The sequence below is a fragment of the Mesorhizobium sp. WSM1497 genome, assembly GCF_001672455.2.
In the GTDB taxonomy this organism is placed as follows: domain Bacteria; phylum Pseudomonadota; class Alphaproteobacteria; order Rhizobiales; family Rhizobiaceae; genus Mesorhizobium; species Mesorhizobium ciceri.
Genome location: NZ_CP021070.1, coordinates 390,073 through 413,384, shown reverse-complemented (window position 1 = coordinate 413,384; position 23,312 = coordinate 390,073). Strand labels below are relative to the sequence as shown.

Below are 23,312 nucleotides of genomic sequence, written 5' to 3'. Positions count from 1 at the left end.
TTTTCTTGTTTCTTGTGAGGAGAATAATGACCGCAAGGGAAAGCGGTAAGCAAGACCGAATGCGACATGCCGTGGCGTAAATCGTACGTCGCAATTGGACCAATCAAATCGGCATTCAAAGAAGCGCGCGCGGCACCTTCTCCTCGAAATTGCGCTCGAAGACCAGGGTTTCGTCCTCATAGGCCTCGATTCTGGCGCTGACGATGAAGTTTTGCGCATCCGATCGCATTTCGGCTGTCGTTTCGGTGCGTACTGACCATCCGTTTCGCGACAGGGTCTGCGTCCAGTGCGTCTTCCCCGAGGCCGACAGCGGATCGTCGGGATGGATCGTCCAGGTCTCGCGGGCGATGCTGCCATTGGCGAGGCCATGGGCGAGATCGCGCACCTCGCCGAAATCGTCAACAATGGAAAGCGTCACCATTCCGGTCTTCTCATCACGATCGACATGGCGCTCTGAATTGGCGGCGCGGATCGTCTCTGTTGCCCAGGGGGTGGCACCTTCCGGCTCGGCGAACGTTACTTCGTCGCCTGTCGCCAGCGGCCGCAGCGGCAAATTGAGCGTCGCCGTCGACAAGGTGAGCTGGACCGGCTCCGGCGACGGCCAGATGGCAGGCCAATAGGCGTTCGAAACGGCAACACGCAGCCGGTGGCCGGCCGGCAAACGATAGGCGCATTGATCGAGCACGACGCGCACCGAGACGGTTTCGCCCGGCACCAGCGCCTCGGGGAATTCGTGCGAATTGCGGTGCGTCAGATTGAGCACGCCATAGGAGATCAACTCCGAGGCGCCGTCGGGATGCACATCGCAAAGCCGGACCGCGATGTTGGCCTGCGGACGATCAGAGGACAGCCGCAGCTCGACCTCCGGCGCTCCGACGATGTCGATCGGCTCGCTGAGTTCCGGCTGGTCGAAACACACCGACAGGGCATCGTCGGGGCGCTGGTCGCCGGGCAGTTCGGGACCGAAAGTGAAGGGAAAATACTCGCCGCCGGCCAGGCCGCAGCTTTGCGGAGAGGCGATGATGGCGGGTTTTTCCGTTGAGGGGATCAGATCGACCGTTTGCATCTTGATGGTTGGCGAGGGCCATTCCTGCTCCGCCACCCAACGGCCGGGACGCTCGGGGTGCCAGCGCGCCGGACGCACGCTGTCCATGACATAGGCGCGGTAGGCCGGGTCCGCCTCGACGCCGGTGTCGACACCCTTCAGCCAGCGGTCCCACCAGCGCAAGGCCTCCTGCAGGAAGCCGATGGCAGGCTTGGGCCCGGCGTAGTGCGGGTATTTGTGGATCCATGGCCCGACGATGCCCTTGACCGGGGCTTGGATGTTGGTAGCCAGATGCGAGACGGTGTTGCGGTAGCCGTCATGCCAGCCCCCGATCGACAGCACGGCGGCTTTGACGGCGGAAAAATCCTCGCAGATCGAGCCACGCTTCCAGTAGGCATCACGGTGCTGGTGTTTCAGCCACAGCGGCGCCAGGAAGGATTGGTTCTCCAGCCGGGTCAGCCACAGATCGCGCCACCGGTTGTCGCCGGCCAAAAGCGGATCCGGCGGCCGTGACGAGTAGGACAGCATGGTCGAGGCCCAGCCGAAATTCTCGATCAGCAGGCAGCCGCCCTTGTAGTGGATGTCGTCGGCATAGCGGTCGACGGTCGAGCACAGGCTGATCACCGCTTTCAGCGCCGGCGGCCGCTTGGCCGCCACCTGCAGGCAGTTGAAGCCGCCCCAGGAAATGCCCATCATGCCGACATTGCCGTTGCACCAGGGCTGGCTTGCCGCCCAGGCGATGACGTCGCAGGCGTCCTGCAATTCCTGCTCGGAATATTCGTCGTCCATCAGCCCTTCGGAATCGCCATTGCCGCGCATGTCGACACGGATCGAGGCATAGCCGTGGCCGGCGAAATAAGGATGCGTCAGTTGATCGCGAAAGATGGTGCCGTCGCGCTTGCGGTAGGGCAGATGCTCTAGGATGACAGGCACCGGATCGTCGCCCGCATCCTCCGGCATCCACACCCGCGCCGACAGGCGGCAGCCATCCGGCATGACGATGCCCATGTCTGGGAATTCGACGATTTTGCGGGCAAATTCGGTGACGGTTTTCATGGCATGCTCCAGGATTGCCAGATGATGGAGCCTGCCGTGCCGCGTCGTGGGCCAGCCAACGAATTCGGCTGGTCAATCCGCGTCAGTTCAGCGGGATATCGTTATCGTCCTTGTTCGCCTGATAGATGTTGGACAATTCATCGTAGCGCGCCGAAATCGCGCCGATACGTGTCTCCAGCCGTCGCCGCTCTGCCTCGGGCAACGCTCGCACCAGCCTGCGGATAGAAAAGCTCTTCCAGTAGGCATTCTCGGCATTGTAGCCGCCGGGATCGAGGGTGAAGACTTCTTTCAGGATCTTCAGGTCGTGCGGGATGGCGAAGCTGTCGCGCGAATCCTCGTGGCTGAACAGATAGTAGAAATTGTCGAAGCCGGTCCAGGTAATCGCCGACAGGCACAGCGAGCAGGGTTCGTGCGTGGCGATGAAGATGGCGTCTTTCGTATCGACGCGCTCAGCCCTGGGCATTTCGTAGAAACGCTTCAGGCAGTGGACCTCGCCATGCCAGAGCGGGTTTTCCATCTCGTTGTTGGTTTCAGCCAGCACCAGCGAACGGTCGTCCTTGCGCAGGATCGCCGCGCCGAACAGCTTGTTGCCATAGGTAACGCCCTCGGCCGTCTTCGGCACGATGTCGTGCTCGATCACATCGAGCAGGCGGTCGATCAGTGAAATATCGGTCACAGGAGGCTCTCGTTGGGCAAGTGGATCTCGTAGGCGTGCGAGAAATGGAACTCTTCGAGATTGGAGCCATCGCCGCCACGGTCGACGATCAGGAAGTCCTGAGCCTCGCCGAGCGGCGTCAGCACGCCATGCCAGAGATTGCGCCGGTAATTGATGCCTTGTCCGGGTGCGGTGATGAAGGCATGCGGCTCGCCCGGCCCCTGCTCCCCGTCATGGCAGACGACGACTAGGAAGGGGCGCGGCGAGAGCGGGATGAAGGCCTGGCTGCCGAAGGGATGGCGCTCGACCATGCTCAATTTCAGGGGCAATTCGTAGGGCGTGCCGCGCACCATCGAGATCAGCACGCGGGCGTTCGGACCGGTTGCTTCGGCGGTAGCCAGATCATGATGGCGCTCGGCCCTGCCGCCATTGATCGGGTAGTGGTTGTCGCCGCCCATGTCGATGACATCGCCGAAGGGGGCAAAGCCCTCGCGGGTCAGCGGCCGCGCGACGATACGGGTCACAGCGCGCGCCTTGCGATGCCGGCGCCGCCGAGCTTGGCGTGCCGGTTGACATCCTTGTAGAGCAGATAGCGGAATTTACCCGGGCCACCGGCATAGCAGGCCTGCGGGCAGAAGGCGCGCAGCCACATATAGTCGCCGGCCTCGACCTCGACCCAGTCCTGGTTGAGGCGGTAGACGGCCTTACCCTCCAGCACATAGAGACCGTGCTCCATGACATGGGTCTCGGCGAAGGGAATGACCGCGCCGGGTTCCAGCGTGACAATGGTCATGTGCATGTCGTGGCGCAAATCTGCCGGATCGACGAACCGCGTCGTCGCCCAGCGGCCTTCGGTGCCGGGCATCGGCGTTGGCGCGATCTCCTGCTCATTGGTGAAGAAGGCTTCCGGCACATCGAGACCGTCGACCACCTCGTAAGCCTTGCGAATCCAGTGGAAGCGCACGGCGGCCCTGCTTTCGTTGCGAACCGTCCAGCCGCTGGCCGGCGGCAGGAAGGCAAAGCCGCCGGGCCGCAACACATGCGTCTTGCCGGCAAGCAGAACCGTCAGTTCGCCTTCGACCACGAACAGAGCGCCTTCGGCGCCGGCATCGGGTTCCGGCCGATCGCTGCCGCCGCCGGGCGCGACCTCGACAATGTATTGCGAGAACGTCTCGGCAAAACCCGATAGCGGTCGCGACAAGATCCAGACGCGGGTTTCGTCCCAGAACGGCAACGCACTGGTCACGATGTCCTGCATCACACCCCGGGGAATGACGGCATAGGCCTCGGTGAAGACGGCGCGGCCGGTCAGAAGCTCGTTCTGGCCGGAATGGCCGCCATGTGGCGCGTAATAGGTTCGCTCGGGCATCCTGATCGTATCCATGGTTTCAAACCTATTGCGGAAGCATGTCCTTGAGGCGGAGCAGCGCGATGCGCTCGACCTGTTTGCAGGCGGTCTCGAATTCGACGCCGCGGCTGTTGCCGATGCGCGCCTCGAACTCCGCCAGGATTTCCTCCTTCGTCTTGCCCTTCACCGCGATGATGAAAGGGAAGCCGAAGGTGGTGACGTAGGCGGCGTTGAGCTTGGAAAACAGTTCGCGCTCCTTGTCGGTCAGCGCGTCGAGGCCGGCCGAGGCCTGTTCCCTGGTCGATTCCGCCGTCAGCCGTTTGGCCTTGGCCAGCTTGCCGGCAAGGTCGGGATGGGCGTTGAGCACCGAAAGCCGTTCGGTTTCGCTGGCGGAGCGGAAGATACGGCAAAGCGCATTGTGCAGGCCGCCCGAAGTGTCATGCGCCGGGCCTAGTTCCAGTTCGTAGGCGCGTTCGGCGATCCAGGGCGAATGCTCGAACACGCCGCCGAAAGTGTGGACGAAGGTCTCGAATTCCATCTTCGATGGACGGAGTGCCGCCGGTTGATAAGGATTGACCTCTTGCCAGTGCTTGGCGATGTCGATGCGCCTCGCCAGCCAGACCTTGTCGTGCGACTTCACATAGTCGACGAAGCGCTTCAGCGCCGCCACCCGGCCCGGCCGCCCGACGAGGCGGCAGTGCAGGCCGATGTTCATCATGCGTGGCCGGCCGGCCTTGCCCTCGGCATAGAGCGTATCGAAGCTGTCCTTCAAATAGGCAAAGAACTGGTCGCCCGAGTTGAAACCTTGCGGCGTGGCGAACCGCATGTCGTTGGCGTCGAGCGTATAGGGGATGATGAGCTGCGCGCCGCCCTCATGCTCGAACCAGTACGGCAGCTCGTCGTCATAGGTGTCCGACACATAGTCGAAGCCGCCTTCTTCCGCCACAATCCGCACCGTGTTGATCGATGTGCGACCCGTATACCAGCCGGTCGGGCGCGCGCCGGTCACTTCGTAGTGCAGCTTGATCGCCGCCTCGAGGTCGCGGCGCTCATCCTCGGCGCTGTGGTCGCGGTAGTCGATCCATCTTAAGCCGTGCGAAGCGATCTCCCAGCCGGCGTCCTGCATGGCCGCTACCTGATCCGGCGAACGGGCGAGCGCTGTGGCGACGCCGTAGCAGGTGATCGGCACTTGCGACTCGGTGAACAGCCGGAGCAGCCGCCAGAAGCCGGCGCGGGCGCCGTATTCGTAGATGGATTCCATGTTCCAGTGGCGTTGACCCACCCAGGGTGCCGCGCCGACGATTTCCGACAGGAAGGCTTCGGACGCCTTGTCGCCATGCAACACGCAGTTTTCGCCACCTTCCTCGTAATTGACGACGAACTGCACGGCGACATGTGCACCGCCAGGCCATTTCGGGTCCGGCGGATTGGCTCCGTAGCCACGCATGTCTCTGCTGTAACGCATCGTCCCTCCCGCCGGGCACGGCCCGAAGTATGATCAGAATATCGAAAGGGTGCTTCTCGCATTCCCCCGAAAATTTTTGAAAGTGTTTTTGTCGCACTCCGCTCGACCGGGACTTATGCATCGCCTTTAATTGGCGCACAATTCACTGTTGATACTTGACCGTACCGGGCCAATTCGCTCGTACCGGAAATGGGAGGCGGCCAATGGCAGAAACGTCGAAAGCCGACGGCGGGCGTCTGACGACCCATGTCCTCGACACGGCGACCGGCAAGCCTGCGGCGGGACTGTCGATCGCGCTCTATCACCTCGAGGGCAAGGAGCGGACACATCTGAAGACCGTTCTCACCAATGCCGACGGCCGTTGCGACAAGCCGCTGCTCGCCGGCGCGGAATTCCGCACCGGCGAATACGAACTGGTCTTCGCCGCCGGCGACTATTTGCGCCAGCAGGGGTTGAGCCTGCCGAAACCGGCCTTTCTCGATGTGATACCGATCCGCTTCGGCATGGCCGAGCCTGTGCATTATCATGTGCCACTGCTGGTCTCGCCCTACGGTTACTCGACCTACAGGGGGAGCTGAGGCATGACCAAAATTAGCATCCGCAACGAAATCCGCTTCATTCTCAATGGCAGGGATGTGGCGCTTTCGTCGGTGGCACCCGACGCGACCTTGCTCGACTGGCTGCGGCTCGACCGTTCGCTGCGCGGCACCAAGGAAGGGTGTGCCGAGGGAGACTGCGGTGCCTGCACCGTGCTGGTCGGCAAGCTGTCGGAGGGCGGCTTGGTCTATGAAAGCGTCAATGCCTGCATCCGCTTCCTCGGCTCGCTCGACGGCACCCATGTCGTGACGGTCGAGCATCTGCGCGGTTCACCCGGCCAGTTGCATCCGGTGCAGCAGGCGATGGTCGATTTCCACGGCTCGCAATGCGGCTTCTGCACGCCCGGCTTCGTCATGTCGCTCTATGGCTTGTGGATGAAGTCGCCTGATCCCTCGAACGCGGATGTCGAAAAGGCTTTGCAAGGCAATCTCTGCCGCTGCACCGGCTACGAGGCGATCATGCGCGCCGCGCAGGCCATCTCCAGCTACGGCAAGGCGGCAAAGGACCCGCTGGCCACGGAACGCAAGGCGATCACCGCGAGGCTCGAGGCCATGCGTGACGGCGCCCGGGTCGAGATCGGAACCGGCAAGGCGCGGCTGGTCGTGCCGGCCGATGTCGACGATTTCGCCGCCGTGCTGGACAAGGAACCCGGCGCTACCATCGTGGCCGGCTCGACCGATGTCGGCCTGTGGGTGACCAAGCACATGCGCGATATTTCACCGGCCATTTTCATCGGCGATCTCGACGGGCTTTGCACCATCTCGGAAGACAAGGGCGTCATTTCGATCGGCGCCGGCGTCACCTACACTGACGCCTTCGCGACATTGGCGAAGCGCATCCCGGCGTTGGGGCCATTGTTCGATCGCATCGGCGGCGAACAGGTGCGCAACATGGGCACCATCGGCGGCAACATCGCCAACGGCTCGCCGATCGGAGATACGCCACCGCCATTGATCGCACTTGGCGCAAGTCTCACCTTGCGCAAGGGCAAGAAGCAGCGGACGATCCCGTTGGAAACCTTCTTCATCGCCTACGGCAAACAGGATCGGCAGCCGGGTGAATTCGTCGAGGCCGTGCATGTGCCGGTGCCGGCCAAGGAAACGAAGTTTGCCGTCTACAAGATCACCAAGCGTCGCGACGAGGACATTACCGCGGCCCTTGGCGCGTTTTTCCTGGATCTGGCCAAGGACGGAACGGTGGCCGACATTTGCATCGCCTATGGCGGCATGGCAGCGACACCTAAACGGGCCCTCGGTGTCGAGCAGGCCCTGCTCGGCAAACCCTGGACGGAGGCCACGGTCGAGGCGGCCATGGCCGAATACGCCAAGGATTTCACGCCGCTGACCGATATGCGGGCAAGCGCCGAATATCGGGCGCTGGCGGCAAAGAACCTGCTGTTGCGTTTCTTTGCCGAGACCAGCGGCACCAAGGCGCCATTCCAGGTCTCACGGCACGAGGCGGCGTGATGCATATCAGCGCCAGCAAACCAATAGCGTCCTTCTCCCCGTTCACGGAGAGAAGATGCCGGCAGGCAGATGAGGGGCGGCGCCGTCGTCGATCGGTATCTGCAAACCAGTCACGGTCAGCGTCGCCCCTCATCCGACCCTTCGGGCCACCTTCTCCCCGTGAGCGGGGAGAAGGGAAAAGAGGCATTCGATGAACAAGCACGCTGCCCCCAACCTCAAGGCTGAAAAGATCGCTGGCGGCGTCGCCACCGATCAGCGCCACGATTCCGCGCACAAACATGTCAGCGGTACCGCCGTCTACATCGACGACATGCCGGAACCATCAGGCACGCTGCATGGCTGCCTAGGGCTTTCCGGTGCCACGCATGCCACCATCACCAGCATGGATCTTTCGGCGGTGCGTAGAGCGCCCGGTGTGGTCGACGTGTTGACGGCCAGTGACGTGCCGGGCGAAAACGACATTTCGCCGACCGGCCGCCACGACGAGCCGGTGCTTGCCGACGGCAAGGTGCAATTCTACGGCCAGCCTATCTTCTGCGTTATTGCGCAAACTCGCGAGCAGGCGCGCCGCGCCACAAGATTGGCAAAGGTCGAATACAAGGAATTGCCTTTCGTCACCGACATCGGCGCGCTCGATCCGAAGAAGGACAAGCTCGTCACGCCGCCTCTCACCCTGAAGCGCGGCGATGCCGCTACGGCGATCCGTCAGGCGCCGCGCCGGCTAAAGGGAAGAATGCGCATCGGCGGCCAGGAACACTTCTACCTCGAAGGCCATATCGCCATGGCCGTTCCTGGCGAGGATCAGGACGTCACCATCTATTCCTCGACCCAGCATCCAAGCGAAGTCCAGCACATGGTCAGCCATGCGCTGGGCGTGCCGAGCAATGCCGTCACGGTGGAAATCCGCCGCATGGGCGGCGGCTTCGGCGGCAAGGAAACGCAGGGCAACCAGTTTGCCGCATTGGCCGCGATCGCCGCGAAGAAGCACCACCGCGCCGTGAAGATCCGGCCCGACCGCGACGACGACATGATCGCCACCGGAAAGCGTCATGATTTCCTCGTCGATTACGAGGTCGGCTTCGATGATGAGGGCAACATCCTCGGCGTCGATTTCATGTTCGCGGCGCGCTGCGGTTTTTCGTCGGATCTGTCCGGCCCGGTAACCGATCGCGCGCTGTTCCACTGCGACAACACTTATTTCTGGCCGGCGGTGCATGCGCAGTCGGCGCCGCTCTACACCAACACCGTGTCGAACACCGCCTTTCGGGGGTTCGGCGGCCCGCAAGGCATGGTCGGCGCCGAGCGCGTCATCGACGAGGTGGCCTTTGCCGTTGGCAAGGATCCGCTCGAAATCCGCAAGAAGAATTTCTACGGCACCAGTAGCGAGGGGGGCCGCAACATCACGCCCTACCACCAGACGGTTGAGGATAACATCATCCAGCGCATCGTCGCCGAGCTGGAGCAAAGCGCGAGCTATGCGCGGCGGCGGCGTGAAATATCGGCCTTCAATGCCAACAGCCGTTTCATCAAGCGGGGCCTCGCTCTGACGCCGGTCAAATTCGGCATCTCGTTCACCGCCACGCATTACAATCAAGCCGGCGCGCTGGTGCATGTCTACACCGACGGTTCGGTGCACCTGAACCATGGCGGAACCGAGATGGGGCAGGGCCTCTACGTCAAGGTGGCGCAGGTGGTGGCGGAAGAGTTCCAGATCGATCTCGACCAGGTGAAGATCACCGCGACAACGACCGGCAAGGTGCCGAACACTTCGGCTACGGCAGCGTCGTCCGGCTCCGACCTCAACGGCATGGCGGCGCAGAATGGCGCGCGCCAGATCAAGGATCGGCTGACCGATTTCGCCGCCGAAAAATATCAGGTGCCGCGTGATCAGGTGCTGTTCCTGCCCAACCGGGTGCGCATCGGCAACCAGGAAATCGCCTTCGCCGACCTCGTCAAGCAGGCCTATATGGCCCGCATTCACCTGTCGGCGGCTGGTTTCTACAAGACGCCGAAAATCCACTGGAACCGCGACAAGGGCGAGGGCCACCCCTTCTATTATTTCGCCTATGGCGCCTCGTGCTCGGAAGTCTCGGTCGACACGCTGACCGGCGAATACATGGTCGAGCGTACCGATATTCTCCATGACTGTGGCCGCTCGCTGAACCGGGCGATCGATATCGGCCAGATCGAAGGCGGCTTCATCCAGGGCATGGGCTGGCTGACGACGGAAGAACTGTGGTGGGACGCCAAGGGCCGGCTGCGCACGCATGCACCGTCGACCTACAAGATCCCGCTCGCCTCCGACCGGCCGAAGATCTTCAATGTCACCTTGGCCGACTGGCCGGAAGCCGGCGAGCCAACCATCCACCGCTCCAAGGCGGTCGGCGAGCCGCCGTTCCCGCTCGGCATGTCGGTGCTGCATGCGCTATCGGACGCGGTGGCCAGTGTCGCCGACAACAGGATCTGCCCGCGCCTCGATGCTCCGGCGACCCCGGAGCGGGTTCTGATGGCGATCGAGCGGCTGAAGAAAGAGGCCGGCGCCTGAATCCGGCCCCAGGGTCGGCAATGCGTGCAATCCGGGCCGAAAAAACCTATATTTCCCATTCGGGAACGTGAACCATGAACTCGAAAGTGCAAAGCCTGAAAGCCTTTCTCGCCAGCGCCGGTCGGGTTGCCGTGGTCGAAGTGGCCGGAACAAAAGGCTCGACGCCACGCGAGAAGGGCGCCTTCATGCTCGTCTCACCGACGGCGATCTTTGGCACCATCGGCGGCGGTCAGCTCGAATATATGGCGATCGACAAGGCCAGGCAGATGTTGGGCAAAGAAGCCCGCATCGAGGTTGACGAAGTCTGCGCCACCCTAGACGTCCCGCTGGGTCCCGAGATCGGCCAATGCTGCGGCGGGCGCGTCGAAGTCTTGATCCGGCTCGTCGATGCTACGCTTGCCGGCGACTTGGTTGCGGCCGCCGAAGCCGAAGAGGCGCACCTGCCGTACGTCTACATCTTCGGTGGCGGCCATGTCGGCCAGGCGCTGGCATCGGCGATCGCACTTCTTCCCGTGCACGGCGTCGTCATCGAGACGCGGGCCGAAGCACTGGAAGGCATGCCCGAAACCATCGAGACACGGCTGACAGCTATGCCGGAAGCGATGGTGCGGAATGCCCCCGCCGGCGCCGCCTTCGCCATCCTGACCCACGATCATGCGCTGGATTTCCTGATCGTCGCGGAAGCGCTGAAACGCGGTGACACCGCCTATGTCGGCATGATCGGCTCGAAGACGAAGAAAGCGACGTTCAGGACCTGGTTCCTGAAATCGGCGGACGGCAGCCAGGCCGAGTTTGCCCGCCTCGTCTCGCCAATTGGCGGCGACACCGTCAAGGACAAGCGCCCTCAGGTCATCGCGGCGCTGGCTGCGGCCGAGATCATGACGGCGTTGGTCAATCACAACGCAGCCTTTAATGCCGACCATCAAATTCCGCATGGCAGGGTGATGGCAGGCTAAGCTGCGCCGCAGCTAAACCGGCCGTTTCAAACCCAGATGGTCGCGCAGCGTGCGGCCCTGGTATTCCGTCCGGAACAGGCCGCGCCGCTGCAACTCCGGCACGACGAGCGTGGCAAAGGCATCGAGTTCCCCGGGGAAATATGAGGGCATGACGTTGAAACCGTCGGCCGCGCCACCCTCGAACCGCGCCTGCAGTTCGTCGGCGACTTGGGCCGCTGTGCCGACGATGCGCCAATGGCCCCGCGCGCCGGCAAAATGCCGGGCGAGCTGGCGGATGGAGAGGCCGTCGCGGCGCGATTGCTCGATGACCAGCGCTTGCCTGCTCTTCATCCCCTCGCTCTCCGGCAGTTCCGGCAGTGGCCCATCGATCGGATAGCGCCACAGATCGGAGATGCTGAGATAGCTGGACAGCAGCGCCACGCCGACATCGTCGGGGATCAGCTCCTGCAATTCCTCGTATTTTTCACGGGCCTCCGCTTCGGTCTCCGCCACCACCGGTGCGACGCCCGGCATGATCTTGATGTCGTCCGGCTCGCGCCCATAGGCCGCCAGACGTCCTTTGAGATCGTCATAGAAGGCCTTGGCTTCCTCGAAGGTCTGCGCCCCCGTGAACACCACATCGGCGGTGCGGGCGGCAAGGTCGCGGCCGACATCCGAGGCGCCGGCCTGAACCATCACCGGCGCGCCCTGCGGCGCGCGCGGCAGGTCGAGCGGATCGCGAACCGAAAAGCTCTGGCCGTTATGGCCGGAAGCCTTGCCGTGCCACAGGCCGGTCACCACCTCGGCGAACTCGCGCGCCCGTTCGTAGCGGTCAGCATGGGGCTTGAGGCCCGTCGCGCCGAAATTGGCTGCTTCGATGGGGCTGGCCGAGGTGACCAGATTCCAGCCGGCCCGGCCGCCGCTCAGATGGTCGATCGATAGGAAGGTTCGTGCCAGCCCATAGGGCTCGCTGTAGCTTGTCGACGCTGTCGAGACGAGGCCGATGCGGCTGGTCTGGACGGCGAGCGCCGAGAGCAGGCTGATCGGCTCGAAACCGATCGAGCGCGACGTCTGGCTGGCAATGCCGATATTGGCTTCACGCAGGCCGGCGGCGTCCTCGCAGAACACCATGTCGAATTTTGCCGTCTCCGCCGTGCGCGCCAACGCGATATAATGGTCAATGTCGATGCCTGCGGTGACGTGTGCCTTGGGATGGCGCCAGGCGGCGATGTGATGACCTGTCGCCCACAGAAAGGCGCCGAGCTTCATCTGGCGAGCGGTCATCGGTCACCTCCGCCGGCAAGCCCGAGATGCGAGCGCAACGTTTTTCCGCGATAGCTTTCTCGAACCAGGCCACGCCGCCGCAGTTCCGGCAGAACCAAGCCGACGAAATCGTCGAGCGCAGAAAGCTGTGCCGGCATCAGGATGTTGAACCCGTCGCAGCCTCTCGCCCGGAATTCCTTTTCCAGCCTCTCGGCGACGGCAGCCGGCTTACTATCGGCGATAAGCGCGACGTTCGTCAGCACTTTCACAGCATCGGGAGTGCGTCCGCACGCCGTGACACGGCGCCTGATATCGTCATAGCGTTCGGTCGCGCCCTCCACCAGTCCGCCGTCCAGCAGGATGACATCGGCGGTGCGAGTGGCAATATCGAAGTCGGATTCCTGCAGGCCCGACAAGACGAGCACTGGCGTATCCTGCGGCGACCGGGCGACGTTCAGCGGTCCGCGCACGGAAAAGAATTCGCCCTTGTGCTCTAGCAGGTGCATCTTTTCGAGGTCGTGGAAGCGGCCGCCGCGCTGGTCGAACAGAAGCGCGTCCGCATCCCAGCCCTGCCACAGACCTTGCACGATGCCGATATATTCCTCACTGCGACGGCGGAAATCGTTAGGCGAAAATCCTTCGGGCCGGCTGAAATTGGCTGCTTCCCGTGGCGCTTGCGTCATGGTTGCGTTCCAGCCACTGCGGCCGTGGCTGATAACGTCGAGCGAAGCGAAACGGCGTGCCAGATTGTAGGGTTGGTGGGCAATTGTCGAGGCAGCGGCAACCAGGCCGATCCTGCTTGTGACGGTCGCCAGAGCGGCCAGCAAGGTCGTCGCTTCGAAGGGCATCCGTTTGTTCGCGGCTTCGCTTTCGGACGCTGGCACGGCATCGGCAAGCAGCACCATGTCCAGCCCGGCTGCTTCAGCCTTTTGCACGAAACCAGCCAGGCGGCTGAATTCCAACCCAGTCTCGAGGGATGGATCGGCGAGCGAAACGGCAAGATGCATTGTGGCGCCGTTGTCCATCGAGGGTTCCTATGAGATGAAATGCCACCCGAACTATGTTCGCCCCATCCTGGGATGGCAACCGCCGGCGCTGGGCCAAACCGCCGCTCACCTACCGGCCAGTCCCTATTTGCCGGCCAGCCTTTATTTGCCAGCAAGAAGATCGTTGATCAGCCGCTGGCAGCGCTCGGCCATGAAGTCGAGCAGCAGCCGCACTTTTGGGTCCTGCAGCTTCTTGTGCGGATAGACGGCGGCGAACTGCACCGGTGTCGGTGGCGTGCTGGGCAGGATCACCTTCAGCCGCCGGTCGCGGATGAATGGCTCGACCTCGAAGCGCGGCTTGTTGATGATGCCGCGGCCTGAAAGCGCCCAGCCGGTGAGCACGTCGCCATCGTCGGTGTCGTAGGGCCCGTGTACCTCGAATTTCTGCGGGCCGGTGGGGGTCTGCAGCGTCCACACATATTCGCGCGCGCCGGAATAACGCAGCATCAGGCAGTCGTGCTTCTTGCCGATCAGCTCCTGCGGCTCCAACGGTTCGCCGCGCGCTTCGAGATATTTCGGCGCCGCCACCAGCACGCGCTCGCATTCCATGATGCCGCGCATCCTGAGGCTGGAATCCTCGATGATGCCGAGCCGGAAGGCGACGTCGATGCCTTCCTTCATGATGTCGACATTGTGGTCCGAGAGCCTGAGCCGCACCTCGATATCAGGGTATTTGTCGTGGAAATCGGGGATGCCCGAAGCGACCAGCCGGCGGCCGAGGCCGAGCGGTGCCGTGACGCGGATGGTGCCGCGCGGCTGGCCGGAAAGGGCAGAGACCGCCGCTTCCGCCTCGGTGATTGCCTCCAGCACCTGCTTGGCGCCCCCGTAAAAAACCGTGCCATGCTCGGTCGGCATCAATTGCCGTGTGGTGCGGTTGAACAGCCGCACGCCAAGGTGCTTCTCCAGTTCCTTGATGCGGTTGGAAGCGACCGCCGGCGAAATGCGCATGTCGCGCCCGGCCGCCGACAGATTGCCGAGTTCAACGACGCGAACGAAGACGGCGATGTTGTCGAGATAGGCCATGCGGAGCACCTTCGCCGGTTTGCAGGATCAACCTAGTATTTTCCATTTTTTTTTGAAAGTCCTCGTGCGCCTCGCCTCTTTCCGTTTGCGCTCCAGCCCGTAAAGTCACCCAATCGGCAGGGACGATTTCAATGATGGATTTCGCGATTTTCTGGGATTGGCTGAGTTTTGCCGTGCGCTGGCTGCATGTCGTCACCGGCATCGCCTGGATCGGCTCGTCGTTCTATTTCGTCGCGCTCGATCTCGGCCTGCGCCAGCGTCCCGGCATGCCCGTCGGCGCCTTCGGCGAGGAATGGCAGGTGCATGGCGGCGGCTTTTATCACATCCAGAAATATCTGGTGGCGCCGGCCGAAATGCCGGAACACTTGACCTGGTTCAAATGGGAATCCTACGCCACCTGGCTTTCCGGCTTCGCCATGCTGTGCGTCGTCTATTATGCCGGGGCCGATCTGTTCCTGATCGATCCGAACGTGCTGCCGATGTCGGTGCCGGTCGGCATCCTGCTGTCTCTGGCAACGATCGGCGTCGGCTGGGTGGTCTACGATCTGCTGTGCCGCTCGCCGCTGGGCAAAAGCGACACCGGCCTGATGCTGGTGCTCTATTGCGTGCTGGTGTTCATCGCCTGGGGACTGACCCACCTGTTCACCGGCCGTGCCGCCTTCCTGCATCTGGGCGCCATCACCGCCACGATCATGTCGGCCAATGTCTTCATGGTCATCATCCCCAACCAGAAGATCGTCGTCGCCGACCTCATCGCCGGCCGCAAGCCCGACCCGAAATACGGCAAGATCGCCAAGCAGCGCTCTCTCCATAACAATTACCTGACGCTGCCGGTGCTGTTCCTGATGCTGTCGAACCACTATCCGCTGGCGTTCGGCACTGAGTTCAACTGGGTCATCGCCTCGCTGGTGTTCATCATCGGCGTGCTGATCCGGCACTATTTCAACTCGGTCCATGCGCGCAAGGGCAATCCGACCTGGACCTGGATGGCGGCACTCGTCCTGTTCATCGTCATCATTTGGCTGTCGACCGCGCCGAAGGTGCTGACCGGCGAACCCAAGGAATCCGCGTCGGCGCAAATCTATGTCGCTTCAGCGCATTTCCCGGCAGTGCGCGACACCGTGCTCGGCCGCTGTTCGATGTGCCACGCGGCGGAGCCGGTGTATGAGGGCATCTATCATGCGCCCAAGGGCGTGATGCTCGACACCGATGCCGACATCGCCAACCACGCCCGCGAAATCTATCTGCAGGCCGGCCGCAGCCACGCCATGCCGCCCGCCAACGTCTCTCAGATCACCGACAAGGAACGGGCGCTGCTGATGGCCTGGTTCGAAGGCGCAGGGAAATAGCATGAATTCGACACTTCTGCGCGGCCGCACGCTGTCCTTTGTGCGCTGGCCGCAAACTCTCGAAGACCATTCCGCCTGGCGCTACGAGGAGGATGGCGGACTGCTGATCCGTGACGGCAGGATCGTCGCCGCGGGTACTTATGCCGATGTTGAAAAGCAAGCCGACGAGACGGTGAAAAGGATCGACCACCGGCCGCATCTGCTGCTGCCCGGCTTCATAGATGCCCATGCGCATTTTCCGCAGATGCAGATCATCGCCTCCTACGGCGCCGAACTGCTCGACTGGCTGAACACCTACACTTTTCCGGAAGAAACGAAGTTCGCCAACGCCCAGCACGGCCGCCGCATCGCGCGGCTGTTCCTCGACGAAATGGTGCGCCACGGCACCACGACGGTCGCCGCCTACTGCTCGGTGCACAAGGCCTCGGCCGAAGCCTTCTTCGCAGAATCGCATGACCGCAACATGCTCAACATCGCCGGCAAGGTGATGATGGATCGCAATGCGCCCGACGGCGTGCTCGACACCCCGCAATCCGGCTATGACGACACAAAGGCGCTGATCAAGGAGTGGCACGGCAAGGGCCGCCAGCACTACGCCATCACGCCGCGCTTCGCCATCACCTCGTCGCCGGAGCAGATGGAGATGGCGGGCGTGTTGTGCCGCGAACATCCCGGCCTGCACATGCAGACGCATCTGTCGGAAAACCACGCCGAGATCGCTTTCACGCAGGAACTCTACCCGTGGGCGCGCGACTACACCGACGTCTACGAGCATTACGGGCTGTTAGGCAAAAAGAGCCTGTTCGGCCACTGCATCCATTTGACGGAGCGCGAAGCGGACGCGCTTTCGGACTCGGGCTCGGTGGCGGTGTTCTGCCCGACCTCGAACCTTTTCCTCGGCTCCGGCCTCTTCGATTATCAGCGCTTTCGCCGACGCGACAAGCCGATCCGCATCGCCGCCGCCACCGATGTCGGCGGCGGCACCAACTACTCCATGCTGCGCACCATGGACGAAGGCTACAAGGTGATCGCGCTGAATGGCGAAAAGCTCAACCCGTTCCAGTCCTTCTGGCAGACGACGCGCGGCAATGCCGAGGCGCTGTCGGTGGTGGAAAAGATAGGCACGCTGGACGCGGGCACCGACGCCGACATCGTCGTGCTGGACGCCAGGGCAACGCCGGGAATGCGACTCAGGATGGAGACGGTCGAGACGCTGGCGCAGGAACTCTTTCTCCTGCAGACGCTGGGCGACGACCGCTCCGTCCGCGAAGTTTATGTGGCGGGGCGGCCAGCCAAGGCTGACATGAGCGCGGGGTAAGACCCCCTCACCCGGATTGCCAACCGAATTGCGAAGGCAATTCGGGGCAATCCGGCCTCTCCCCGAGGGGAGAGGAGGAAGCCGAGGCCCGTGCTCGTCTCTTCTCCCCTCGGGAGAAGGTGGCCACGCCACGGAAGCTTGACCGAGCGGAGCTTGTCGTACACACGACGTGTGACGATTTCGGAGAAAGAAAATGGCCGTTGCTGACGACATCGCTCTGATCAAGAGACAGGAAGAGACCCTTGTCTTCGCGACCTTCGACGAGGCCGTCGCTTTCAAAATCGGCTCCGCCATTCGCGATCGTGCAATCGCCGAAGATCTACCCATCATAGTCGACATCAGGCTGTGGGACCGGCCGCTGTTCTACGCCGCGCTGCCGGGCTCGAACGCTTCCAATCCCGACTGGGCGCGGCGCAAGATCAATGTGGTCAAACGGTTCCTGAGAAGCACCTATCGCATGGTGTTGGAACAGCAGCGCCCCGACCGCACCTTCAAGATTGGTGAAGGGCTGGATATTGCCGACTACGTGCTGGCCGGCGGTGGCTTTCCGGTGACCGCCAAGGGCACCGGCGTCATTGGCGTCATCGCCGTTTCCGGACTGCCGGAGCGCGAGGATCACGGCGTCGTCGTCGATGCGCTGTGCGATCATTTGGGCGTCGACAAGCGCGGCTTGGCATTGCCTCGGGAAGCCGAATGACCGTGCTCGACCCCAAATCGTTCCTCGTCTCCATCTTCAACGCCGCCGTCGCCGCCGCCGATCCGGAACGAACCATCAGGGATCATCTGCCGGCCAAGCCCAAGGGCCGTACCATCGTCATCGGCGCGGGCAAAGGCTCGGCGCAGATGGCGGCAGCCTTCGAGAAAGTGTGGGACGCCCCCATCGAAGGGCTGGTCGTCACCCGCTATGGCTATGGCGCGACCTGCGAGCGCATCGAGATCATCGAGGCGGCGCACCCGGTGCCGGACGCTGCCGGCCTTGAAGCCTCGCGCCGGCTGCTGGCGAAGGTGCAAGGGCTGACGGCGGACGATCTGGTGGTGGCGCTGATTTCCGGCGGCGGCTCGGCGCTATTGCCGTCGCCGGCCGGCAGCTTGACGCTGGCCGACGAGATCGCCGTCAATGAGGCGCTGCTCGCCTCGGGTGCGCCGATCGCGGCGATGAACACTATCCGCAAGCACCTTTCCACCATCAAGGGCGGCAGGCTGGCGGCGGCCGCATGGCCGGCCAGGGTGGTGTCGCTGATCGTCTCCGATATTCCCGGCGATAATCCGGCAATGGTCGCCTCCGGCCCAACCGTACCGGATACAGGCAGCCGCGCCGACGCGCTGGCCTCGATATCGGCCTATGGCATGAAACTGCCGGCCTCGGTGATGGCGCATATCAATTCGTCGGCCGCCGATGCGCCAAGCCCGGATGACGAGCGCTTTTTGCGCAACGAGGTGCATCTGATCGCTTCGGCCGGGGTATCGCTGGAAGCCGCCGCTGCGGAAGCGAAACGGCAAGGCGTCGAGGCGGTTATCCTCTCCGATGCCATCGAAGGCGAAGCGCGCGAGGTTGGCGGTGTCCACGCCGCGATCGCGCGTGAAGTGGCGACCCGCAACAGGCCTTTCTCGAAGCCGGTGCTGATCCTGTCGGGCGGCGAGACAACCGTGACGCTGCGCGCAAAAGGCAAGGGCGGCCGCAATTCGGAATTCCTGCTCGCCTTCGCCATCGGCATCAATGGCGTCGACGGTATCAATGCGCTGGCCGCCGATACTGACGGCATCGACGGTTCGGAAGACAATGCCGGTGCCTTTGCCGATGCTTCGACCGTGTCGCGCATGCGCGCTGCCGGGGTGGACGCCAAGGCTATGCTTGCCGGCAACAATGCCTGGACGGCCTTCAACGCGGTTGACGATCTCTTCGTACCCGGCCCGACCGGTACGAATGTCAACGATCTCAGGGCAATTCTGATCAGGTAGCCGCAGCAATTCCAGGAAGGTTTTCCGTCCGGAATCGCGCAAAACAGACCAATCAGGCGGCCATCAGCCGCTTCACCAGCTTCATATCCTGCAGGAACCGTTCGCGTTCAGCCTCCTTGTCCGCGGGTTCGCGGATGCGCAGGATGAAGGAGGGATGGATGGTGATGAACACGCGCAATCCGTCCTCGCGCTCGATCACTTGTCCGCGCATCTTTGTCACCGGAATCGCCTTGCCGAGCAGCGACATCGCCGCTGTCGCGCCGAGTGCCACGGCGAGGTTCGGCTTGATCAGCTCGAATTCTTGGTCGATCCACCAGCGGCAGGCCTGAATCTCACCGGAATTCGGTTTGGAGTGGATGCGGCGCTTGCCGCGCGGCTCGAACTTGAAGTGCTTGACCGCGTTGGTGACATAGACCTTTTGCCGGTCGACACCGGCATCGTCCAGGATCGCATCGAACACCTTGCCGGCCGGACCCACGAAAGGTTTGCCGGCGAGGTCCTCCTGATCCCCCGGCTGTTCGCCGACGAAGATCACCTTGGCATTGTCAGGGCCTTCACCGAAGACGGTCTGCGTCGCGTCGCGCCACAGCGGGCAGCGGCGGCAGCCTTTCGCTGCCTCGCGCAATTCCGGAATCGTGCTTGCATCATCTTCCGGTGCTTCGACGGGCTGCTTCGGCCAATGCCGTGCCTGCACCTTTGCGTGGTGCGGCGCGGGTGTTGTCGGCATCTTCGCAATCATGTCCTTGGCGGCCTTGTCCGCTCCTGCGATCATGTCTGGAATGAGCGAGGCCTCGGGAAGGTTCCGCCAATATTTCTTCGGCATCTCCTTCTGCATGGCTTTCACCTTCAATCGCGCCGGGTTGAAGATGTTCTCGAAATAGGTGCGCCAGAGCGCCTCGGTATCGTCCTGATCAGGCGCATCGCCCTTGGCCGCGCCCGGCCCGATCGCCAGCCTTTCGCCATCCCAGTCGGCAGAGGCATAAGGGGTCAGGATCGTCCAGCGCATGCCGGTGAAACGTCTGACGAAGAAATCGGCGTTGCGCTCGACGATGAAATGATCCGGCTCGAACCAGGCGACATAGCGCTCATCGGCACCGTCGCCGATTTTCCGGAAACGTACGAAGGCGTGCATCTTGTGGCTGTCGCGCCGCACCGCCTTCTCCATGGCCTCGAGCCGCCTGGTGTCGGAATCCGACGCGATTTCCAGCAGTTTAGCCTCGTCGCGCAATCGCCACAGCATTCGGTAGAGAAAGGCAAACCGGCCGGGATCGGAATGGCAGAACGCCGTTTCGGCATGCCCGAGGAAGTCGCGCGGCACGACGAGTTGCGCGCCCGCAGGCACTTCAGGCAATTGTGCCTGATCAGAGCCTGGCGCGACATGCCAGTCGACGTCCTCGGGCCTGACCTCATTCAAGGCCAGCCGCCGTGCCGCGTCACGCCAGCCCGCAAAATCCGTCTCGCTGTCGAGCCGAACTCTGTATCTGGCGAGATCGAGTTCCGCCGGCCGCATGATCAGAACAACGACAACTGTTCGCAGGAGGAGGCAATCTTTTCGCGCAGGCCGGCCTTGTCGGTCAGCGCGCCAGGTGACCAGCCTTCGGCGATGATGAACGGCCTGAGCTTGGCGATCGACTGGCAGATCCGTCCGACGTCCTCGAGCCGCATGCGCCGGTGCCGACGCGTCTCCAAAATCTTCGCCACCACCTTGGTGCCGAGGCCCGGCACCCGCAGCAGCGCTTCGCGGTCGGCGCGATTGATGTCGACGGGAAACTGCCCCCGGTTGCGCAGTGCCCAGCCCAGCTTCGGGTCGATGGCGAGATCGAGCATGCCGTCGCTGCTGCCGGCGAGGATTTCCGGTTGCGAAAAGCCGTAAAACCGCATCAGCCAGTCGGCCTGATAAAGCCGGTGCTCACGCATCAGAGGCGGCTTCTGCAGGGGCAGCGACGACGACGAATCCGGAATCGGACTGAAGGCCGAGTAATAGACCCGCCGCAGATGGTAGCTGCCATAGAGCCGGGCGCTCGTGTGCAATATGCCGTCGTCGGATGTCTTGTCGGCGCCGATGATCATCTGCGTCGACTGGCCGCCCGGCGCAAAGCGTTCGCGCTTTTTGGTCTTCAAAGTCGGCTCGGCCTTCTCCTCCATCTTCTGGCGCAGCCTGGCCATGGAAAGCCGGATTGTCTCCGGCTTCTTCTCGGGCGCCAGCCGCTTCACACCCTCGTCGGTCGGCAGTTCGACATTGATCGACAGCCGGTCGGCATAGAGACCGGCCTGCTCGACCAGTTCGGCCGAGCTTTCCGGGATGGTCTTCAAATGGATGTAACCGGAGAATTTCTCCTCCAGGCGCAGCCGGCGCGCCACCTCGACCATCTCCCCCATGGTCTCGTCCGGCGAGCGAACGACACCCGAGGACAGGAACAGGCCTTCTATGTAGTTGCGCCGGTAGAAATCCATGGTCAGCTTCACCACCTCGTCGATGCCAAAGCGGGCTCGCCGCACGTTGGACGACGAACGGTTGATGCAGTAGCTGCAATCATAGATGCAGAAATTGGTCAGCAGGATTTTCAGCAGCGAAATGCAGCGGCCGTCCGGCGCGTAGGAATGGCAGATGCCCATGCCCTCGGTGGAGCCGATGCCGCCTGATTCCAGCGAGTCCTTTTTCGCCGCACCCGATGAGGCGCAGGACGCATCGTATTTGGCGGCATCGGAGAGGACAGCCAGTTTTTCACGGACGGTGAGTGCGCTCATCCGTTCATGATATGTTCTTATCCGCCCTTATGCCACCTCATTTGATGGAAACGGCGAAAAAGTGATCGCCCGCCCGGCCCTCAGACTTCGTGCAGATAGAGGTGGTAATCCAGTTCGCTGACCGTGCGTGCCACGCGCAGGTATTCGGACTGTTTGATCGCCACGAAGGTCCGGTGCAGGTCCTCGCCGAGCGCGTTCTTCAGGAAGCTGGACGCCCGGGCCGATTCGATCGCGGCGCGCCAGTCGACAGGCATGGTTGTGCGCGTGACCGCTGCCTCATAGCCGTTGCCGGTCGTTTCGGGCCCCGGATCGAGCCCTTCATCCATGCCCTTGATGATGCCGGCGAGCACGGTTGCGGCGATCAGATAGGGGTTGGCGTCGACGCCCGACGGCCGGTGCTCGATGCGCCGGTTCTTGGCGTCGCCGGCCGGCACACGCAGCGCCACCGATCGGTTGTTGACGCCCCATGTCGGCGCCACCGGCGCATAGGATTGCGAGACGAAGCGCCGCCAGGAATTGGCGTGCGGCGCAAACACCAGCATCGATTCCGCCATGGTCTGGATCAGGCCGCCGAGCCCTTGCAGCAGCGGCAGTGACCAGCTCTCGCCGCCGGCTTCGGCAAAGACGTTTCGTCCGGCTCTGTCCTGCAGCGAAACATGGAAATGCATGCCCGAGCCGGCGTATTTCTCGATCGGCTTGGCCATGAAGCAGGCGGTGACGCCGTGGCGGCGCGCCTGCGCCCGCACCAGCCGCTTCAGCATGACCAGGTCGTCGGCCGCCCGCATCACATCCTTGCGGTAGTTCAGCGTCAATTCGTACTGGCCGGGCGCATATTCGGAAATGACCGTCTCGGCCGGAATGCCTTGCGCCTTGGCTGCGGCATAGATGTCGGAGAACAGCGGCTCCATGCCGTGCAGATGGTCGACGGAATAGACTTCCGTCTTGCCCGAGACGCGGCCGTCGAGCACGGCGCGCGCCGGCTGCACCTTGCCGTCGGCATCGCGCTCATTGGCCAGCAGGAAGAATTCAAGTTCGAAGGCGCCGGCCGGATAGAGGCCCTTGGCCGCCAGGATGTCGACTTGCCGAGCCAACGCCAGCCGCGGATCCGACGACATCGGCCGGCCGTCGAGCATGTACATCGCCATCAGCAGCTGGCCACGCGGCGGGCTCGTGCCGTAGAGCGGCACCAGCGTACCGGGGATCGGCCATGCCCTGAGATCGCCGTCGCCGGTCGTCCAGATCAACCCGGTCTCGTGCACATCCTCGCCGGTGATGTCGAGGCCCAGGATCGAGATCGGCATATGGCGGCCGCCCTCGAAGATGCTCTTCAGCTCATGCCGGCGCACGATCTTGCCGCGGCCGACGCCATTGGCGTCGGTCAGCACGATATCGAAGGCTTCGATCTCGGGATGGGCGTCGAGAAAGGCTTGCGCCTCGGCGGATGTCGAGCCCGAAGGTGAGGTCATCATGGCATTGGGATGGTCCATCGCCGCT

Annotated in this window: 19 protein-coding genes; 8 read left to right on the top strand and 11 right to left on the bottom strand. The window is 63.1% G+C overall.

Annotated features, from left to right (window positions below):
- Positions 1 to 115: 115 nt before the first annotated feature.
- The 5 genes from A9K65_RS01890 to puuE all read right to left on the bottom strand — a co-directional run bounded on the left by A9K65_RS01890 (position 116) and on the right by puuE (position 5,569).
- Positions 116 to 2,101, bottom strand: a complete 1,986-nt coding sequence (locus A9K65_RS01890) for a CocE/NonD family hydrolase (RefSeq protein ID WP_064992887.1) — start codon at positions 2,099 to 2,101, stop codon at positions 116 to 118.
- Between the two features lie 82 nt (positions 2,102 to 2,183).
- Positions 2,184 to 2,777: a nucleoside deaminase gene (locus tag A9K65_RS01885; RefSeq protein WP_024501941.1), complete on the bottom strand. Its 594-nt coding sequence runs from the start codon at positions 2,775 to 2,777 to the stop codon at positions 2,184 to 2,186.
- Positions 2,774 to 3,280, bottom strand: a complete 507-nt coding sequence (locus A9K65_RS01880) for an ureidoglycolate lyase (RefSeq protein ID WP_024501940.1) — start codon at positions 3,278 to 3,280, stop codon at positions 2,774 to 2,776. The genes A9K65_RS01885 and A9K65_RS01880 overlap by 4 nt, the downstream gene beginning before the upstream one ends.
- Positions 3,277 to 4,140 (bottom strand): bifunctional allantoicase/(S)-ureidoglycine aminohydrolase, encoded by an 864-nt coding sequence (locus tag A9K65_RS01875; RefSeq protein WP_024501939.1) that lies wholly within the window; start codon positions 4,138 to 4,140, stop codon positions 3,277 to 3,279. Before A9K65_RS01875 ends, A9K65_RS01880 begins: the two co-directional genes overlap by 4 nt.
- A gap of 10 nt (positions 4,141 to 4,150) precedes the next feature.
- Positions 4,151 to 5,569 (bottom strand): allantoinase PuuE, encoded by a 1,419-nt coding sequence (gene puuE, locus A9K65_RS01870; RefSeq protein ID WP_024501938.1) that lies wholly within the window; start codon positions 5,567 to 5,569, stop codon positions 4,151 to 4,153.
- A gap of 203 nt (positions 5,570 to 5,772) precedes the next feature.
- Here puuE and uraH point away from each other — a divergent pair, with 203 nt between their 5' ends.
- From uraH to xdhC, 4 genes are all read left to right on the top strand, one after another.
- On the top strand, positions 5,773 to 6,147 hold the full coding sequence (gene uraH / locus A9K65_RS01865) for a hydroxyisourate hydrolase (protein ID WP_064992888.1): 375 nt from the start codon (positions 5,773 to 5,775) through the stop codon (positions 6,145 to 6,147).
- Positions 6,148 to 6,150: 3 nt separating this feature from the next.
- A complete protein-coding gene (gene xdhA / locus A9K65_RS01860) occupies positions 6,151 to 7,632 on the top strand; it encodes a xanthine dehydrogenase small subunit (protein WP_064992889.1) in 1,482 nt (493 codons plus the stop codon).
- A 190-nt stretch (positions 7,633 to 7,822) separates the two neighbouring features.
- The gene (xdhB, locus tag A9K65_RS01855) at positions 7,823 to 10,177 is read left to right on the top strand and encodes a xanthine dehydrogenase molybdopterin binding subunit (RefSeq protein ID WP_064992890.1); all 2,355 of its coding nucleotides are present in this window, start codon (positions 7,823 to 7,825) and stop codon (positions 10,175 to 10,177) included.
- Between the two features lie 74 nt (positions 10,178 to 10,251).
- Positions 10,252 to 11,133: a xanthine dehydrogenase accessory protein XdhC gene (gene xdhC, locus A9K65_RS01850; protein ID WP_064992891.1), complete on the top strand. Its 882-nt coding sequence runs from the start codon at positions 10,252 to 10,254 to the stop codon at positions 11,131 to 11,133.
- A gap of 12 nt (positions 11,134 to 11,145) precedes the next feature.
- Here the strand turns inward: xdhC and A9K65_RS01845 are convergent, their stop codons facing one another.
- The 3 genes from A9K65_RS01845 to A9K65_RS01835 form a co-directional block, all read right to left on the bottom strand.
- The gene (locus A9K65_RS01845; protein WP_064992892.1) at positions 11,146 to 12,396 is read right to left on the bottom strand and encodes an LLM class flavin-dependent oxidoreductase; all 1,251 of its coding nucleotides are present in this window, start codon (positions 12,394 to 12,396) and stop codon (positions 11,146 to 11,148) included.
- Positions 12,393 to 13,400 (bottom strand): LLM class flavin-dependent oxidoreductase, encoded by a 1,008-nt coding sequence (locus A9K65_RS01840; protein ID WP_084015541.1) that lies wholly within the window; start codon positions 13,398 to 13,400, stop codon positions 12,393 to 12,395. Before A9K65_RS01840 ends, A9K65_RS01845 begins: the two co-directional genes overlap by 4 nt.
- A gap of 123 nt (positions 13,401 to 13,523) precedes the next feature.
- On the bottom strand, positions 13,524 to 14,444 hold the full coding sequence (locus A9K65_RS01835) for a LysR family transcriptional regulator (protein WP_013528236.1): 921 nt from the start codon (positions 14,442 to 14,444) through the stop codon (positions 13,524 to 13,526).
- Between the two features lie 131 nt (positions 14,445 to 14,575).
- Between A9K65_RS01835 and A9K65_RS01830 the strand changes: the two genes are divergently transcribed.
- From A9K65_RS01830 to A9K65_RS01815, 4 genes are all read left to right on the top strand, one after another.
- Positions 14,576 to 15,793: a urate hydroxylase PuuD gene (locus A9K65_RS01830; RefSeq protein ID WP_064992893.1), complete on the top strand. Its 1,218-nt coding sequence runs from the start codon at positions 14,576 to 14,578 to the stop codon at positions 15,791 to 15,793.
- 1 nt (position 15,794) lies between these two features.
- Positions 15,795 to 17,111 carry a guanine deaminase gene (guaD, locus tag A9K65_RS01825; RefSeq protein WP_064992894.1) on the top strand — a complete coding sequence of 439 codons (1,317 nt, stop codon included), beginning with the start codon at positions 15,795 to 15,797 and terminating at the stop codon, positions 17,109 to 17,111.
- A gap of 193 nt (positions 17,112 to 17,304) precedes the next feature.
- Entirely contained in the window at positions 17,305 to 17,808 is a 504-nt protein-coding gene (locus A9K65_RS01820) for a heme-degrading domain-containing protein (RefSeq protein ID WP_064992895.1), read from the top strand.
- Positions 17,805 to 19,070, top strand: a complete 1,266-nt coding sequence (locus A9K65_RS01815) for a glycerate kinase (RefSeq protein ID WP_064992896.1) — start codon at positions 17,805 to 17,807, stop codon at positions 19,068 to 19,070. The genes A9K65_RS01820 and A9K65_RS01815 overlap by 4 nt, the downstream gene beginning before the upstream one ends.
- 52 nt (positions 19,071 to 19,122) lie before the next feature.
- On the opposite strand, the gene A9K65_RS01810 is transcribed toward A9K65_RS01815, so the two are convergent.
- The 3 genes from A9K65_RS01810 to A9K65_RS01800 all read right to left on the bottom strand — a co-directional run bounded on the left by A9K65_RS01810 (position 19,123) and on the right by A9K65_RS01800 (position 23,305).
- Positions 19,123 to 20,580: a UdgX family uracil-DNA binding protein gene (locus A9K65_RS01810; RefSeq protein WP_064992897.1), complete on the bottom strand. Its 1,458-nt coding sequence runs from the start codon at positions 20,578 to 20,580 to the stop codon at positions 19,123 to 19,125.
- A gap of 2 nt (positions 20,581 to 20,582) precedes the next feature.
- Positions 20,583 to 21,818, bottom strand: a complete 1,236-nt coding sequence (locus A9K65_RS01805) for a putative DNA modification/repair radical SAM protein (protein WP_064992898.1) — start codon at positions 21,816 to 21,818, stop codon at positions 20,583 to 20,585.
- Positions 21,819 to 21,898: 80 nt separating this feature from the next.
- Positions 21,899 to 23,305: a glutamine synthetase family protein gene (locus A9K65_RS01800; RefSeq protein ID WP_084015591.1), complete on the bottom strand. Its 1,407-nt coding sequence runs from the start codon at positions 23,303 to 23,305 to the stop codon at positions 21,899 to 21,901.
- Positions 23,306 to 23,312 lie beyond the last annotated feature (7 nt).

What these genes read in the sequence shown, in the direction of transcription:
- A9K65_RS01890 (WP_064992887.1), bottom strand. Translation starts at nt 2,101, where the DNA reads ATGAAAACCGTCACCGAATTTGCCCGCAAAATCGTCGAATTCCCAGAC.
- A9K65_RS01875 (WP_024501939.1), bottom strand. Translation starts at nt 4,140, where the DNA reads ATGGATACGATCAGGATGCCCGAGCGAACCTATTACGCGCCACATGGC.
- puuE (WP_024501938.1), bottom strand. Translation starts at nt 5,569, where the DNA reads ATGCGTTACAGCAGAGACATGCGTGGCTACGGAGCCAATCCGCCGGAC.
- uraH (WP_064992888.1), top strand. Translation starts at nt 5,773, where the DNA reads ATGGCAGAAACGTCGAAAGCCGACGGCGGGCGTCTGACGACCCATGTC.
- xdhA (WP_064992889.1), top strand. Translation starts at nt 6,151, where the DNA reads ATGACCAAAATTAGCATCCGCAACGAAATCCGCTTCATTCTCAATGGC.
- xdhB (WP_064992890.1), top strand. Translation starts at nt 7,823, where the DNA reads ATGAACAAGCACGCTGCCCCCAACCTCAAGGCTGAAAAGATCGCTGGC.
- xdhC (WP_064992891.1), top strand. Translation starts at nt 10,252, where the DNA reads ATGAACTCGAAAGTGCAAAGCCTGAAAGCCTTTCTCGCCAGCGCCGGT.
- A9K65_RS01845 (WP_064992892.1), bottom strand. Translation starts at nt 12,396, where the DNA reads ATGACCGCTCGCCAGATGAAGCTCGGCGCCTTTCTGTGGGCGACAGGT.
- A9K65_RS01840 (WP_084015541.1), bottom strand. Translation starts at nt 13,400, where the DNA reads ATGGACAACGGCGCCACAATGCATCTTGCCGTTTCGCTCGCCGATCCA.
- A9K65_RS01835 (WP_013528236.1), bottom strand. Translation starts at nt 14,444, where the DNA reads ATGGCCTATCTCGACAACATCGCCGTCTTCGTTCGCGTCGTTGAACTC.
- A9K65_RS01830 (WP_064992893.1), top strand. Translation starts at nt 14,576, where the DNA reads ATGATGGATTTCGCGATTTTCTGGGATTGGCTGAGTTTTGCCGTGCGC.
- guaD (WP_064992894.1), top strand. Translation starts at nt 15,795, where the DNA reads ATGAATTCGACACTTCTGCGCGGCCGCACGCTGTCCTTTGTGCGCTGG.
- A9K65_RS01820 (WP_064992895.1), top strand. Translation starts at nt 17,305, where the DNA reads ATGGCCGTTGCTGACGACATCGCTCTGATCAAGAGACAGGAAGAGACC.
- A9K65_RS01815 (WP_064992896.1), top strand. Translation starts at nt 17,805, where the DNA reads ATGACCGTGCTCGACCCCAAATCGTTCCTCGTCTCCATCTTCAACGCC.
- A9K65_RS01810 (WP_064992897.1), bottom strand. Translation starts at nt 20,580, where the DNA reads ATGCGGCCGGCGGAACTCGATCTCGCCAGATACAGAGTTCGGCTCGAC.
- A9K65_RS01805 (WP_064992898.1), bottom strand. Translation starts at nt 21,818, where the DNA reads ATGAGCGCACTCACCGTCCGTGAAAAACTGGCTGTCCTCTCCGATGCC.
- A9K65_RS01800 (WP_084015591.1), bottom strand. Translation starts at nt 23,305, where the DNA reads ATGGACCATCCCAATGCCATGATGACCTCACCTTCGGGCTCGACATCC.